General features: G+C 71.1%; 11 protein-coding genes. 7 read left to right on the plus strand and 4 right to left on the minus strand.

The genetic code is table 11. The features are described from left to right. Nucleotides 1-32 precede the first annotated feature (32 nt). Nucleotides 33-1,625, plus strand: coding sequence for a penicillin-binding transpeptidase domain-containing protein (locus ACFSKW_RS01525; RefSeq protein WP_379568284.1), 1,593 nt, complete (start codon nt 33-35; stop codon nt 1,623-1,625). On the opposite strand, the gene ACFSKW_RS01530 is transcribed toward ACFSKW_RS01525, so the two are convergent. Continuing rightward, entirely contained in the window at nt 1,511-2,608 is a 1,098-nt protein-coding gene (locus ACFSKW_RS01530) for a carboxymuconolactone decarboxylase family protein (protein WP_379568285.1), read from the minus strand. The genes ACFSKW_RS01525 and ACFSKW_RS01530 overlap by 115 nt on opposite strands. 402 nt (nt 2,609-3,010) lie before the next feature. Between ACFSKW_RS01530 and abc-f the strand changes: the two genes are divergently transcribed. Continuing rightward, nucleotides 3,011-4,594, plus strand: coding sequence for a ribosomal protection-like ABC-F family protein (gene abc-f / locus ACFSKW_RS01535; RefSeq protein ID WP_379568287.1), 1,584 nt, complete (start codon nt 3,011-3,013; stop codon nt 4,592-4,594). A gap of 295 nt (nt 4,595-4,889) precedes the next feature. Here the strand turns inward: abc-f and ACFSKW_RS01540 are convergent, their stop codons facing one another. Beyond that, the gene (locus tag ACFSKW_RS01540; RefSeq protein ID WP_379568289.1) at nt 4,890-5,177 is read right to left on the minus strand and encodes a DUF3040 domain-containing protein; all 288 of its coding nucleotides are present in this window, start codon (nt 5,175-5,177) and stop codon (nt 4,890-4,892) included. A 131-nt stretch (nt 5,178-5,308) separates the two neighbouring features. Here ACFSKW_RS01540 and ACFSKW_RS01545 point away from each other — a divergent pair, with 131 nt between their 5' ends. From ACFSKW_RS01545 to ACFSKW_RS01560, 4 genes are all read left to right on the plus strand, one after another. Then, nucleotides 5,309-7,465, plus strand: a complete 2,157-nt coding sequence (locus tag ACFSKW_RS01545; protein WP_379568291.1) for an Rv2578c family radical SAM protein — start codon at nt 5,309-5,311, stop codon at nt 7,463-7,465. 73 nt (nt 7,466-7,538) lie between these two features. Then, nucleotides 7,539-7,661, plus strand: a complete 123-nt coding sequence (locus ACFSKW_RS01550; RefSeq protein ID WP_379568293.1) for a hypothetical protein — start codon at nt 7,539-7,541, stop codon at nt 7,659-7,661. A gap of 75 nt (nt 7,662-7,736) precedes the next feature. Further along, on the plus strand, nt 7,737-10,829 hold the full coding sequence (locus ACFSKW_RS01555; protein ID WP_379568295.1) for a S41 family peptidase: 3,093 nt from the start codon (nt 7,737-7,739) through the stop codon (nt 10,827-10,829). Nucleotides 10,830-10,949: 120 nt separating this feature from the next. Further along, a complete protein-coding gene (locus tag ACFSKW_RS01560; RefSeq protein WP_379568297.1) occupies nt 10,950-12,317 on the plus strand; it encodes a glycosyltransferase family 4 protein in 1,368 nt (455 codons plus the stop codon). On the opposite strand, the gene ACFSKW_RS01565 is transcribed toward ACFSKW_RS01560, so the two are convergent. After that, the gene (locus ACFSKW_RS01565) at nt 12,283-13,185 is read right to left on the minus strand and encodes a S1C family serine protease (RefSeq protein ID WP_379568299.1); all 903 of its coding nucleotides are present in this window, start codon (nt 13,183-13,185) and stop codon (nt 12,283-12,285) included. The genes ACFSKW_RS01560 and ACFSKW_RS01565 overlap by 35 nt on opposite strands. A 312-nt stretch (nt 13,186-13,497) precedes the next feature. Between ACFSKW_RS01565 and ACFSKW_RS01570 the strand changes: the two genes are divergently transcribed. Further along, on the plus strand, nt 13,498-14,244 hold the full coding sequence (locus ACFSKW_RS01570) for an HNH endonuclease family protein (protein ID WP_379568301.1): 747 nt from the start codon (nt 13,498-13,500) through the stop codon (nt 14,242-14,244). Here ACFSKW_RS01570 and ACFSKW_RS01575 read toward each other — a convergent pair. Beyond that, on the minus strand, nt 14,207-15,025 hold the full coding sequence (locus ACFSKW_RS01575) for an SGNH/GDSL hydrolase family protein (protein WP_379568303.1): 819 nt from the start codon (nt 15,023-15,025) through the stop codon (nt 14,207-14,209). The two genes, ACFSKW_RS01570 and ACFSKW_RS01575, sit on opposite strands and share 38 nt — an antisense overlap. Between the last annotated feature and the right edge of the window lie 60 nt (nt 15,026-15,085).

Raw genomic sequence — 15,085 nt, forward strand, 5'->3', positions numbered from 1 at the left:
GACTCGTGGCGCGTGGCCGTACGATCGCGATCGTGTCGGGAGTCACCGTGCTGGCGGTGGGGGCCGCCGCGGGCGGCGCCTACTGGCTGCTGCACACCCGCGGCTCCCCTGAGGAGACCGCCCGGCGCTTCGCGGCGGCCTGGCAGTCCGACGACTCGTTGAAGATGCTGGCCGAGCTGGCCGCGCCGCAGTCACTGGCGGCCTACGACCAGCAGCGCAAGGGCCTCAATGTGGAGCGCGCGACGATCACCCTCGGGAAGGTCGTCGACCACGGCGACGACACCGCCACGGCCGACTACACCGCCACGCTCGCGCTGAAGAACATCGGCGACTGGTCCTACACCGGGCAGATCGACCTCAAGGTCGCCGATCGCGCGTGGAAGGTCGACTGGTCGCCCAAGGCGGTGCACCCGTCCATGACCGGCACCGCCGCCTTCAAGCTGAAGACCGACTGGCCCCAGCGGGGCGCCATCACCGACTCCTCCGGCGAGCGCATCGACACGGGCTCGGTTGGCGGCTCGGTGCAGCAGCTGGTCGGATTCCTCGACAAGGCCACCGCCAAGGACGTCGCCAAGCTCGGCCCCTCCTACAAGGAGGGCGACGCGATCGGCCGCGGCGGCCTGCAGGAGAACTTCCAGAAGCGGCTGGCCGGCACGCCCGCCACCGAGATCATGCTCGGTGACAAGGTCCTGGCCACGATCAAGGGCGCCGAAGGCAAGCCGCTGGAGACGACGCTCGACCCCCAGGTACAGGCCGCGGCCGTCGCCGCCGTCCGGGACCTGCCCAAACCCACCTCCCTGGTCGCGGTACGGCACGGCACGGGCGAGATCCTCGCCGTCGTCAACAACCGCGGCGGCTTCAACAGGGCGCTCGACGGGCGTTACCCGCCCGGCTCGACGTTCAAGGCCGTCACCGCGATCGGCCTGCTGTCCGAGGGCGTCTCCCCAGGCGAGCAGGTGACCTGCCCCAAGTTCGCCACCATCGGCGGCCTGAAGGTGCGCAACTCCGAGCACGCCGAGTACGGCTCGCTCACCTTCTCCGACTCCTTCGCCTACTCCTGCAACACCACCATCGCCCCGATGGCCGCCGACCGGCTCGGACCCGACAAGCTGCTGAAGGCAGCGGAGATGGTGGGCTTCAACCAGCCCCTCTCCATCGGCGTCCCCGCCGCCAAGGCCAGCTTCCCCAAGGCCCAGTCCGACGCCGAGCTCGCCGCCGAGTCCTTCGGCCAGGCGAGGATCACCGCCAGCCCGCTGGTCATGGCCTCGGTCGCGGCCGCGCTGGCCGACGGCACCTGGAGGCCGCCGACGCTGGTGCCCGGCCTGAAGCAGAAGGCTGCGGAGGTGAAGCTGCCTGACGGCGTGGCCGACGACCTGCGCGCGATGATGGAGGCCGTGGTGATCAAGGGCACCGCCAAGGCGGCGGGCCTGCCGGAGGGCACCCGCGGCAAGACCGGCACCGCCGAGTACGGCACCGGCCCCGAGCTTCCCTCCCACGCGTGGTTCATGGGCTACAGGGGTGAGGTGGCCTTCGCGGTGGTGGTGGAGGGCGGTGGCGGCGGCGGCAAGGTCGCCGCGCCCGTCGCCGCGTCCTTCCTGCGTGGGCTGGCCTCCTCGCTGCCCTGATCCGCGAGGTCCGACGCGATGTGCGAGACGGCGGTCATGGAGCCGTAGGACAGCAGCATCACGGCGCAGTGGTCGCTGTGGTGGGCGTTGGTGGCCTTCCAGGCGGCCACGTCCTCGTCGGTGAGGTCGGAGGGGGCCAGGCCCGCCATGATCGCCACCTTGGCGCCGAGCCGTTCGTCGTCCGTCAGGCCGCCTCCGTCGAACAGGCCGGCGCCGTGGGGCTGGATCCTGCCGCGGTGCGCGCCGATGACCTGCCGTACCACCGCCTGCGCGGCCTCGGTCAGCAGCCCCGCCCCCTGCGCCGCGGTCGCCTCCAGAGCGGCGTAGGCGGGGCCGATCGCGGTCCGCCCCGCCCACGCGGGCGCCGGCCCCGTGGGGCAGCGTTCCAGCAGGGAAGCGGTCGCGCCGGGTTCGAATCCGCCCTTCAGGCCCCGCAGGACGGGCGCGCCGTCGAACGGCGGCTCGTCGCCGGGGTCCATGCTGCCGGGCCTCAGCCCCGCAGGCAGCATGGCGGCGACCAGCCGGTTGGTGAAGTGGGTGAACAGGGCGGTGCCGAGGAACTCGGGAGCCGTCGCCGCGGCGAACGCTGCGGGCTGGAGCCGGCCTGCGCCAGTCGCCCTCGCCCACGCCAGCACCGCGGCGAGCTCGGGATCGGCGGGCAGGCCGCCGTCCTCGGCCGCGGCCGCCAGATGGGCGGATCCGGTCAGCCGCAGGACGGCCAGCCAGGCGGCGCTGTCGTAGCCGCAGCGGTTGACCTGGGACACGCCCAGGGCGACCAGGCTCTTGTGCAGAGTCGGGGCCTGGCCGGCCAGCTGCGACTCGCGGGCCAGCGCCCAGCCGGAGGCCAGGATCTCGGGGGCGGGAGAGGCCATCGTCACTGCGGGGCCGATGCTGGAGAAGTCGGCCTCGACCTGGCGGTAGACCTCGGCGACCAGGCCTCTGGCCCGCTGCGGGGAAACGGGTCTGACATGACGGACCACCATGGGGCGACCTTTCGTGGAGGGCGGGGACCTCGATGATCGCCATTCCACGGGGCTCCAGTCGTCGTACCCGCGAAGGCACTACCCGCTACGCCCTGGGCCGTACGGCGTCGCCGGATCCACTCCCCTCGCGGTAGCGGGGCTTGGCGGGCCAGGGGTATCGAGCCGCCGACCACGGCCATTCGCAGGACGCGCCACCCGAGCGCCGGCACCGGACGGGGCGGATAATTCGGTCGACCCGATGCCCCGACGTCGCTACGGTTGCGGCCATGGGTTCATGTTCAGGGATGCCGAACAGGCTGGAGTTCGTCTGACCTCCACGCGGTGACGACTCTCGGCCACGGCCGATCGAGTCGCCCCTTTCGCGTCCCCTGAACCATCTTCCATGAATCCGGAGGCTCTCCCATGAGCCAACTCACACTCCGTGACGTCTTCAAGGCCTACGGCGAGCACGCCGTACTCGACCAGGTCTCCTTCACCGTCCGCACCGGCGAGAAGGTCGGCGTGATCGGCGAGAACGGGTCGGGCAAGTCCACCCTGCTCCGCCTGATCGCCGGTGTCGACCGGCCGGACGGCGGCGAGGTCACCGTCGTCGCGCAGGGCGTCGGGCACCTGGGCCAGACGCTCGACCTGCCCTCCGACCACACCGTGCAGGACGCCGTCGACGCCGCCCTGACCGACCTGCGCGACCTGGAGCGGCGCATGCTGGCCGCCGCCGAGGCCGAGGACATGCAGGCGTACGGCGAGCTGTACGGCCTCTTCGAGGCCCGCGGCGGGTACGAGGCCGACGCACGGGTCGAGGCCGCCATGCACGGCCTCGGCCTCGCCGGCGTCACCATGGGCAGGACGCTCGGCAGCCTGTCGGGCGGCGAGCGGTCCCGCCTCGCACTGGCCTGCGTGCTGGCCGCCGCCCCCGAGCTGCTCCTGCTCGACGAGCCGACCAACCACCTCGACCAGCAGGCCGTGACCTGGCTGGAAAACCACCTGCGGGCGCACAGGGGCACGGTCGTGGCCGTCACCCACGACAGGTCCTTCCTCGGCCGGTTCTCGACCGCCATCCTCGAGGTCGACCGCGACCTGCGCGCCGTCACCCGCTACGGCGACGGCTGGGACGGCTACCTGACCGCCAAGGCGGCCGACAGGCGCCGACGGCGGCAGGAGTACGACGAGTGGCTGGCAGAGATCGACCGGCAGTCCAGGCTGGCCGCGTCCGGCATCGAACGGCTCGGCGCGGGCGAGCGCTCCTCCGACAGGCCCCGTACGGCAGGCCATCGCCGGTCGCACGAGGCGGGGCTGTCCGGCGTGGTCCGCAACGCGAGGGAGCGGCTGCGGCGGCTGGAGGACAACCCGGTGCCGAAGCCGCCCGACCCCCTACGATTCGCCGCGCGCCTCGAAGGCGGCCATGGCGAGAGGACTTCCGCGACGATGGAGGAGGTCACCGTCGGCGACCGGCTACGGGTGGACCGCCTCGGCGTCGCCCCGGGCGAACGCGTGCTGGTGACCGGCCCGAACGGGGCCGGCAAGACGACGCTGCTGCGCGTGCTGGCCGGTGACCTGACCCCCGACTCGGGCAGGGTCAGCCGTCCGCGCAGGATCGGCTACCTGCCGCAGGAGGTCCCTCCGGTGCCGCCCCGGCGGTCAGTGCTCGCCGCCTTCGCCGAGGGGCTGCCGGGCCCCGTCGACGAGCACGCCGACACGCTGCTGTCGCTGGGACTGTTCGCCAAGGCGGACGTGCTGCGCCCTGCCGCCACGCTGTCGGTCGGCCAGCGGCGCAGGCTGGAACTGGCCCGTCTGGTGAGCAGGCCCGCCGACCTGCTGATCCTGGACGAACCGACCAACCACCTGTCACTGACGTTGATCGAGGAACTGGAGGAGGCACTCGGGAGGTACGAGGGCGCGCTCGTCGTGGTGTCGCACGATCGCAGCTTCCGCGAGAACTTCGAGGGCACCAGAGTGACGCTCCGCGACGGACGACTGCACCAGCGGTAGGTTCCCACGCTCGGGATGATGACGCACGGACGGACGGCCGCTCCAGTGGCACACCCCGGGCTCGGGATGACGGCGCGCAGCGGACGGCCGCTCCAGTGGTACACCCCGGGCTCGGGATGACGGCGCGCAGCGGATGACTGCTCCGGCGGCGCGGGGTGATCTTGCGTGACGGGGGTGGTCGCGTCGGCGGCACGCCCCCGGCCTGGCGTGGTGGCGCGCGAGAGGTGGCTGCCACGGCGGTATGCCGCCGGCCCGGCTGGTCGGATGCCCCACCGGCCGGGGCGGCGGGCGCACGCTAGAAGGCCAGTGCAGCGGCCTCGTGGCGCAGGACCAGCACGAGCAGCGTCGCCACCAGGGTGGCGATCAGCAGCCAGCTGATCACGATGATGACGGTCGAGCGGCGCGGACGGCGGTTGGGCGGCTGCTCGCCGTCAGCCTTGGCCACGCGACGGCGCTCGGACTCCTCGCTGCGCCGTACGCGCTCGTTGAACGACTCCAGCCGCGCGACGAGTCGCGGATCCTCGTCGACGAGGTGGCGCTCGATCTGCGCGAGCATCCGCTCCTCGTCCTGCGACCAGGCCATAGTGCACCTCCGAACGCAAGCTCCGTGCACCGTTTCTGCCCAACCGTGAAGATCATTATCCGTTTCCAGGGCAGTGAATTACAGGCTCTTTCCAGTTGCGATCATTCTCGAACCTGCGTTCTAATCATGTCATGCGCTGGGACAACCTGCGTCTGACGGACGCCGACGGCGACGAGTCCGCCGTGCCGCTGTTCGCTCGCGGCGCGGTGGCCCGCACTTTCGACACCCCCGAGTTCAAGGGGATGACCTTCTACGAGATCCAGGCGAGATCCATCATCAACAAGGTCCCCGCGGCCAGCCGGGTCCCCTTCTCGTACACCATCAACCCCTACAGGGGATGCAGCCACTCGTGCACGTACTGCCTGGTGGGCGACACGCCGGTGCTCATGGCCGACGGAAGCCTCAAGCCCATCGCCGACCTGCGCCCCGGCGACCCGATCATCGGAACGGAGGTGACCGGCGAGGGCCGGCGCTACGTCGTCACCGAGGTCCTCGACCACTGGCGGACGGTCAAGCCCGCCTACCGGGTCACCCTCGCTGACGGCACGACCCTGGTGACCAGCGGCGACCACCGGTTCCTCGCCACCGGAGGCCGGGGCTGGCGCCACGTGGCCGCCGCCTGCCCGGCACAGGCGGAGGCGAACGGCCCGGCGCAGGCGACCGCGCACCCCTCGACCTGGGTGTCCGCCGACGTCCCGGAGGAGGGGAACGGCCCGGGACAGGCGACCGCGCACCCCTCGACCTGGGTGTCCGCCGACGTCCGGGAGAAGGGGAACGGCCCGGGACGGGTGGCCGCGCACCCCTCGACCTGGGTGTCCGCCGACGTCCGGGAGGAGGGGAACGGCCCGGCGGAGGCGAACGGCCCGGGACAGGTGGCCGCGGACGGCGGGCGGCCGGTCCTGACCGTTGACGACACCCTCGTCGGGCTTGGGCGCTTCGTCGAGGCGCCCAAGCGGGACGACGACTACATGCGCGGCCACCTGGCGGCGACGGCACGTGATGCGAGGGCGACGCCGTGCATCGGCGACGCCGCGACGAGCTACGAAAAGGCTGCGGCGAAAGGCGATGAGGGCCCGGACGCCTCCGGGATGGTGGGGAGCACGCGGACCGCCAAGAGCATGCGGACCCCCAAGGGTGCGGCGACCGCCGAGAGCGCGCGGATCCCTTCGCCTGAATGGGCGAAGGGGTTTCTCGCGGGCGCGTTCGACAGGCACGGGCCTGGGCTCGGGTTCAGCGGCGGCGACGAAGACCTGGTCGGGTGGTGTCTGGACGAGCTCGGCCTCGTCCCGCCCGCCCTCGCCGGCGGCCCCGGCGAGCGGTTGCGCTTCCTCCACACCGTCGGCCCCGCGACCGCGTGGGAGCCGGATGTCGAGGGCGCCGAGGTGACGAGCACGGCCGGCCTGCGGGTGGTGTCGATCGAGCCGTTGGGCGTCGATCTGCCGATGTTCGACATCACGACAGGCACCGGCGACTTCGTCGCCGACGGGGTCGTCTCGCACAACTGCTTCGCCCGCAAGACCCACGAGTACCTCGACCTCGACGCGGGCCACGACTTCGACTCCAAGATCGTGGTGAAGGTCAACGCCGCGGAGCTGGCCCGCAAGGAGCTGGCCGCGCCGCGCTGGGGCGGCGAGCACGTGGCGATGGGCACCAACGTCGACTGCTACCAGCGGGCCGAGGGCCGCTACCAGCTGATGCCCGGCATTCTGCGAGCACTGGGCGAGGCGGCCAACCCCTTCTCCGTCCTCACCAAGGGCACGCTGATCCTGCGCGACCTCCCGCTGCTGGTGGAGGCGGCGCGGGTGACCGAGGTGAGCGCGGCGGTGTCGGTGGGTTTCCTCGACGAAGGTCTCTGGCGGGCGGTGGAGCCGGGAACGCCGAACCCGAGGCGACGGCTGGAGGTGTGCAGGCGGCTGAACGACAGCGGCATCGCCTGCGGCGTGCTGATGGCGCCGATCCTGCCCTACCTGTCCGACGCGCCGGAGCAGTTGGAGGAGACGGTCGGGCAGATCGCGGCGGCGGGCGCCACCCACGTCGCGCCGATCGTGCTGCACCTGCGCCCGGGTGCGCGCGAGTGGTTCCTCGGCTGGCTCTCCCGTGAGCACCCGCGGCTGGTGCCGCGCTATCTGGAGCTGTACGGCCGGGGCGCCTACGCGCCGAAGGCCTACCAGGACCGGGTGACGGAGCACGTGAGGCGACTGGCCAAGCATTTCGGGATCGGACGCTCACCTTCATGGCGGATAAAGCCCGACAAAGCGCCACAGCCCGAGCAGTTGTCCCTTTTGTGAGTTTAAGTAGCCGTTTGGGTATTAACGCCGTTGATGCCCGAATGACGGGCCCACACGTCGGGGGTTAAGAGCTATGGCAGAACCACGGAAGAAACCCGCCACCAAGACCGGCAAGGCCAAGAAGGCCAGCATCAAGGCCACCAGAGCGTCGAAGAACGCCAAACGCGAGGCCAACAAGAAGTCGGAAGGCGAGTAGCCAGCGCACACCGCGACGGTGCGATCATGATCAGGCAGCCGGACGCCCGTCCGGCTGCCTGATCACGGAGCGACCATGACGGCCTACCTGCGATTCCCAGCGATCTTCAAAGACGTCGTCGTCTTCGCCGCCGAGGACGACCTCTGGATGGTCCCCGCCCAGGGCGGCCGGGCCTTCCGGCTGACGGCTGGGCTGGCCGAGGCCGGATACCCCCGTTTCTCGCCGCGCGGCGACCAGCTCGCCTTCGTCGGCAGGGAGGAGGGGCCCGAGGAGGTCTACGTCATGCCCGCGGGCGGCGGCGCGGCCAGGCGCGTCACCTTCCACGGCGCCCGCTGCACAGTCACGGGCTGGGACTCGCACGACAGGGTGCTGTACGCCAGCGACGGCCAGCAGCCGTTCGAGGGCCAGAATTGGCTGCACAGGGTACGGCCTGGCGGGACGCCGGAGCGCCTGCCGTACGGGCCCGCCACCAGCATCAGCCACGGACCGCGGGACATGATCGTGCTGGGGCGCAACACCGCCGACCCCGCCCGGTGGAAGCGCTACAGGGGCGGCACGGTCGGCGACCTGTGGATCGACCCGACGGGTCAGGGCGACTGGCGGCGGCTGATCAGCCTGCCGGGCAACCTGGCCTCGCCGTGCTGGAGCGGCGAACGGGTCTGCTTCCTGTCCGACCACGAGGGCACCGGCAACGTCTACTCCTGCGCGCCCGACGGCTCCGACCTGCGCAAGCACACCGACCACCGCGACTACTACGCGCGCAACCTGTCCAGCGACGGCCACACGCTCGTCTACCACGCGGCGGGCGACCTCTACGTGCTGGAGCCGGAGGGGGAGACCAGGCGAGTGGAGGTGCTGCTGGCCAGCTCGCGCACCCAGCGCAACCGGCGCTTCGTCGATGCCGCCGAGTACCTCGACAGCGCCCATCCGAGCCCGGACGGCAGCGCGCTGGCGATCACCACCCGCGGCAAGGCCTACACCTTCGCCGGCTGGGAGGGGCCCGTCCACCAGCACGGGGAGGTCGACGGCGCCCGATACCGCTTCCTCACCTGGACCAGCGGGGGCGGCCTGGTCGCCGCCGTCAGCGACGACGGCGACCGCGAGGTGCTCGTCCTGCTGGACGGCAGGAACCAGACCCGCCTCGACCACCTGGACACCGGACGCGTCACCGACCTGGTGGCCGCGCCCGCCGGTGAGCTGATCGCGCTGACCAATCACCGCCACGAGCTTCACGTGGTCGACCTCGCCCAGCGCACCGCCACCCTCGTCGAGGCCAACCCGCACGCCGCCGTCGAGGACCCCGCCTGGTCGCCCGACGGCCGCTGGCTCGCCTACGCCTCGCCCACCAGCGCCCAGCACACCGCGATCAGGATGCACCACGTGTCCACGGGCCGCACGGTGACCGCGACGCACCCGGTGCTCAAGGACTTCGGGCCCGCCTTCGACCCCTCGGGGGACTACCTCTACTTCATCGGCCAGCGCGTCTTCAGTCCCGTCTACGACGCGCTGCAGTTCGACCTCGGCTTCCCGCTCGGCACCAAGCCCTACGCCATCGCCCTGCGCGACGACGTGCCCTCACCGTTCGTGCCCCGGCCGCGGCCGCTCACCGCCAAGGACGACGAGGACGACGAGGACGACGATGAAGGTGAGGAGGGCGAGGGCGAGGAGTCCGGCGAGCTGGTCGTCGACGTGGAGCGCCTGCCGTACCGGATCACCGCGTTCCCGTTGCCCGAGGGCCGGTACGAGCGGCTGGCGGGGCTCAAGGGCAAGGTGCTGATCCTGTCCAGCCCGATCGAGGCGGACGACGGCGCGCTGCACCTGTTCGACTTCGACAAGCAGAAGAACGAGTCCTTCGCCGACGACGTCAGCGACTTCGTGCTGGCCGCCGACCACAAGAGCCTGCTGTACCGCGCGGGCGACAGGCTGCGGCTGCTGAAGGCCACCGAGGTCCCCGACGACGACGAGGGACATACCAGGCAGAGCGGGTGGATCGACCTGTCCCGGGTCAAGGTCTCCCTCAGCCCCGAGGCCGAGTGGCGGCAGATGTTCCGCGAGGCGTGGCGGCTGCAGTGGGAGAACTTCTGGTCGGCCGACATGGCGGGCCTCGACTGGCAGGCCGTCTACGACCGCTACCTGCCGCTGCTCGACCGCGTCACCACCCGAGGCGAGTTCTCCGACCTGCTGTGGGAGCTGCAGGGCGAGCTCGGCACCAGCCACGCCTACGAGAGCGGCGGTGAGTACCGGCCAGGCCCCGACTACGCCCAGGGCAAGCTCGGCGTGGACTGGGAGTATCGTGACGGCGCCTACGTCATCGGCCGCATCGTCCAGGGCGACCCGTGGGATCCGGCGGCCACCTCGCCGCTCAACAGGCTCGGTGTCGACGTACGGCAGGGCGACGCGCTCCTGGCCGTCAACGGCATCCCCGTCGGCGAGAACACGACCCCCAACCAGGCGCTGGTCAACCAGGCGGGCCAGGAGGTGGAGCTCACGCTGTCCAGGCAGGGCAGGACCTTCGCCGCGACCGTTCGCGCCATCGCCGACGAGCAGCCCGCCCGCTACCGCGACTGGGTCAACCTCAACCGCGCCCGCTGCCATCACCGCAGTGCGGGCCGCGTGGGATACGTCCACATCCCCGACATGGGCACCACGGGCTTCGGCGAGTTCCATCGCGGCTACCTGGCCGAGTACGACCGCGACGCCCTCATCGTGGACGTCAGGTTCAACACCGGAGGCAACATCTCCGCGCTTCTGCTCGACAAGCTCGCCCGCCGCCGCGTCGGATACGAGCATCCGCGCCGCGGCGACGCCGAGCCCTACCCGCCGGAGTCCCCGCGCGGCCCGCTGGTGGCCATCACCAACGAGTGGGCCGGCTCGGACGGCGACATCTTCAGCCACACGTTCAAGCTGCTCGGCCTCGGCCCGCTCATCGGCAAGCGCACCTGGGGCGGGGTCATCGGCATCTGGCCCCGGCACCGCCTGGCCGACGGCACGCTCACCACCCAGCCGGAGTATTCCTTCACCTTTATCGAAGGAGACAGGAGGGTGGAGAATTACGGAACAGATCCGGACCTAGAGGTCGATATCACACCGCAGGACTATGCCCGGGGCATCGACACACAACTGGAGAAAGCCATCGATCTCTCAATGGAACGGATCTTTCACAGCTGACGTTCAGACTTTGCAACCTTCTCCACCATTGGAGCGTCTAAAGGGCGAAAGCGGGGGAACGCGCCACGGGGACAGTCAAGCGCGTGAGCCCGGAAGCTGACGAGAAGGGGACTCCCACAGGTGCGTGCACTGGCAGGCAAGGGCAAGGCGGCCGTCTACCGGCTGTTCGAGGCCAACAACCGCAGGCGCGAACGCGCCGCGCCACCACCGTCCACGCATCAGATCAGGATCCTGCTCCTGCACGCGTACGGCATGGGCGGCACTATCAGAACGGTCTTCAACCTGGCCAGTTACCTGGCCTCCACCGGGCGCGACGTGGAGATCGTCTCGATCCTCAAGGAGGCGGAGGAGCCGTTCTTCCCCGTCGACCCGAGGGTGAGGTTCCGCTTCCTCGACGACCGGCTCGCGCCGCGGACCGGCCTGCGCGGCAGGCTGTCGAAGATGCCGAGCAAGCTCATCCCGCCGCAGGAGGCGGCCTACCACCGCTTCAACCTGTGGACCGACCTGCAGCTGGCCAGATGGATCCGCTCGGTCGACACCGGCGTCATCATGGCCACCAGGCCGGGTCTCAACCTGGCGCTGGCCCAGCTGGCCCTGCCGAGCGTCATCACCATCGGTCAGGAGCACGTGGCCCTGCAGGGCCAGCCGGAGGAGGTGCAGGAGCTGATCAAGCGCCGGTACCGCACCTTCGACGCGCTGGTCACCCTCACCAAGGCCGACATGCGCGACTATCGCGAGACGCTGCGGCGCAAGCCCAGGAAGCTGGCCCGCATCCCCAACGCGGTGCCGCCGATGACCGGCGAGATCTCCAAGCTGGAGAACAAGGTCGTGGTCGCGGTCGGCAGGATGACCAAGCTCAAGGGCTTCCACCGCCTGATCACCGCGTGGGAGACGGTGGCCGCCGCCCACCCCGACTGGACCCTGCGGATCTTCGGCGCGGGGCCTCAGGAGGACAATCTGCGCGCCCAGGTCGCCGAGGCCGGACTGCAGGACAAGATCGAGCTGCCGGGACCCACCACGGACGTGGGCGCGGAGCTGGAGAGAGCCTCGATCTTCGCGCTCAGCTCCCGCCACGAGGGCTTCCCCATGACGATCCTGGAGGCGATGGCCAAGGGGCTGGCGATCGTCAGCTTCAACAGCCCTCACGGCCCCAAGGAGATGATCACCCACGAGGTCGACGGGCTGCTGGTCAAGCCGCGTACCAACGCCAACCTCGCCGCCTCCCTCATCCGCGTCATCGAGGACGAGGAACTGCGGCATCGGCTGGCCCAGGGGGCGCTGGCCACCGCCGCCACCTACGACGTGGAATCCGTCGGCGGCCAGTGGGACGCCCTGCTGGAGGAGCTGCTGGCCCGCCGTAACGGCACCTACGTCAAGCCTGCTCCCGCCGCGGCCGCCCCTGCTCCCGCACCGCAACCTGCGGCCTCGCCCTCCGGCGAGCCGGCCTCCGCCGTCACACCGTCTCCAGTTCGACCGGCTCAGCGATGACGTCGACCAGCGCGCCGTTGCGGAACACCGTGATCGGCAACGGCCGCCCGATCGCCTCGGCGAACATCAGCCGCTGAAGGCTCTGCGCGTCGCCCACGGGGCTGCGTCCCGCGCTCAACACCAGATCGCCAGGCCGCAGCCCCGCCCGCGCCGCGGGCGAGCCCGACACGACCTCCATCACCCGCAGCGCCTGCCGCTGCCCCGTCCGCGCCCGCAGCGCCTCGGGCAGCGGCGCGGGCGAGGTCACCAGCCCGAGGAAGGCCCGCCGCACCCTGCCGTCGCTGATCAGCGCGGCGATGATCGACCGTGTGGTGGAGTTCATGGGTACGGCCAGGCCCACGCCGACCCCCGCCACAGCCGTGTTGATACCCACCACCCTGGCCTGCGAGTCGGCCAGCGCTCCGCCGGAGTTGCCGGGATTGAGCGCGGCGTCGGTCTGGATGACGTCCTCGATGAGCCGCCCACCCACCGGCAGCGACCGGCCGAGCCCCGAGACCACTCCCGCGGTCACCGAACCCGCCAGGCCCAGCGGGTTGCCCACCGCCACCACGAGCTGGCCCACCACCAGGCCGTCGCTGTCGCCGAGGACGGCGGGCGGCGGCGTCGTCCCCTGCGCTCTGATCACCGCCAGATCCGACAGCGGGTCGCGGCCCACGAGGACGAAATCACCGGCGGAACCGTCGCCGAAGGCCACGGTCCCCGACCGGGACGAACCCACCACGTGCGCGTTCGTCAGCAGGAACCCGTCGGCGGTGAACACCACGGCCGAGCCGCTGCCCCTGCCCGCGCGCACGCTGGCCACCTTGGGCATCAGCTCGGCGGCGACGGAGGAGACGGTGCGGGAGTAGGCGTCGAGGGGATCGGACATACGAGACCTCCCGAGTCAATTACACGATTACACAGTAACTCGCGCTTCACCCGATGGCGATCGCCATCGCGCCACCGACCCCGGCGGCCCCCAGCCCCGCCGGCACGCTGACGGCCACGTCGGCCACCGCATGAGGTCACATCCCCGCCAGGACCGCCGACGGCGCCGCGAGGACCGTGGCCACCAGATACGCCAGGCGCCCTGGCCACTCCTCCATCACCCATCAGCCCCCGAGACGGCCGTCACCGTGTCAAATCCCGGCTAAGCGGGAATTCATTGAGTCTGTGCCCATGGATGGCCGGGAGGAGCCACTTGAGCACTCGGGACGCGGTCGGCGTGCTGGCCGCCGCCGTACTCCTCGCGGCGCTTTTGGGCAGGCACCCCGGCCAACCCGGTCAGCCCGCCACCGCCGCCGCCACCCCGCTCGACAACCCCGACGGAACCCGCCCAGGGCTGGCCCCCATCACCAGCGCGGACGACAGGACAGACGCCCGAAACCTCATCAGCCGGTTACGCGTCAGGGGCATGGGCCCCAAGACCGGCTACACCCGCGAGCGCTACGGCGCCAACTGGGCCGACACCGCCACCGACCTGCCCTACGCCGGCAACGGCTGCCGCACCCGCGACGACCTGCTCGCCCGCGACGGCCACGACCTGTCCTACCGCAAGGGCTCCTCCTGCGACGTCGTCGCGCTCAACCTCGACGACCCCTACACCGGGCGCACCATCGTCTGGCGCAAGAAGCGCGCCGACGACATCCAGGTCGACCACGTCGTCCCGCTGTCCTACGCCTGGCGCATGGGCGCCACGCGCTGGCCACCCGCCAAACGCCTGCGCTTCGCCAACGACCCCCTCAACCTGCTGCCCGTCGACGGCGACACCAACGAGGCCAAGGGCGGCTCGGGGCCCGCCGCGTGGCTGCCGCCCCAGCGCCGCGTCCGCTGCGCCTACGCCGTCCGCTTCGCCCAGGTCGTGCTGAGATACGGCCTCGCCGTCACCAGAGCCGACAAGGCGACCATGCTCAGAGAGTGTCGTCCGACCAGTCGAACCCGTTCTTGAACGTGATGTCGGCCAGCACCCGCTGCCCGTCGGCGTTCGGGTGGAAGTAGTCCCACCTGCTCACCAGATCCAGCGTGAAGGGATAGGAGAACACCGCTCCCCCGTCCGTACGGCACTGCGGGCCGTACGCCGCGCACGCCCGCGCCCACTCCTCGTTGAACTCCATCACCCTGGCCCGCACCCGCGCCCGCCGCTGCACGTCGGCGCGCTTGGTCGACGTCGGGTTGACCAGCATCGTCTGGCAGATCCTGCCCAGCCCCCAGAAGGTCCGCGCGATCGCGCTGTCCTTGCCCACCCTCCACAACCGGCGCAGGTCAGGGATGCTCGCCACGAACACCCGCGCCTGCGGCAGTTCCGCGCGCAGCCTGCCCATCGCCGCCCGTACCCGCTGCCTGAACACGGGAACGGGCGTCATCGTCTCCTCCGTGCGCACGCAGGCGTCCTGCGCGCCCAGCAGGATCGTCACGTACTCCGCCTTGGCCGCGACGGCCTTGTCCACCTGGCCCATCAGGTCGGCGCTCGTCGATCCCGGCGAGGCGAAGTTGCGGTTGTGGCCCTGCAACCCGGGACCCCGCTCGGCCAGCCGCAGGTAGTGGCTGCGCACCTGCGCGTTGTCGCCCGCCGACCACGAGCGCGACGTACACGAGACGTACCAGCCGCAGGCGTTGAACCCCGCGCTCACCGAATCGCCCAACGCCACCATCACCCCGGGCACCGGCTCCACCGCGGCGGGTCCGGATCCGGAGACCAGAATCACAGCGGCGAGGACGCGAAGGATCATGGCCACCAAGGTAGGGACCGCCGCCAGGCCAGGCCACGACCCGGACCCACTTCCTATCGA

Source organism: Nonomuraea mangrovi, from assembly GCF_042681425.1.
Taxonomy (GTDB): Bacteria; Actinomycetota; Actinomycetes; order Streptosporangiales; family Streptosporangiaceae; genus Nonomuraea; species Nonomuraea mangrovi.